Here is a 354-nt window from a genome sequence, read left to right as displayed (position 1 = left end):
ATTAAACTTTCAAGAGGGAACTTCTCTGATTATTTCTCATTCTCAGCTAGCTTTGTTAAGGGACAAATCGCCTTATTTTAAGAATCTGTGGTCAGGGCAATTTCAAGAAACCCTACAACATCCTCTCGCTTTAATACAAAAAGACTTTACGCTTTTGCTCAATTGCCTGATGGACGATAACTTTAAAGTTTCCTTAGAAGAAATCCCTTCTGCCATTCAACTAGCCGATTATTATGAACTAACAGAAGTGATAACAAATTTAGAAGAACAGCTGATTGATGGATACAAATCACAAAGATTTGAACCCTTTAACTCTACTGAAAAGAGTTTAATCGAATTAAAAGAGCTTTTAAA

The 354-nt window shown here is 34.2% G+C and carries 1 protein-coding gene; it reads left to right on the top strand.

All coding sequences use genetic code 11. The annotated features are described in order from the left end of the window. Positions 1–354: BTB/POZ domain-containing protein (locus tag TY19_RS00175; protein WP_042278329.1), on the top strand; the 354-nt coding region annotated here is incomplete at both ends.

Origin of the sequence: Candidatus Protochlamydia sp. R18, assembly GCF_000648255.1 — a bacterium.
Classification (GTDB): Bacteria; Chlamydiota; Chlamydiia; order Chlamydiales; family Parachlamydiaceae; genus Protochlamydia; species Protochlamydia amoebophila.
Note: the sequence above shows the minus strand (reverse complement) of the source record. Positions and strands in the feature narration are given on the sequence as shown.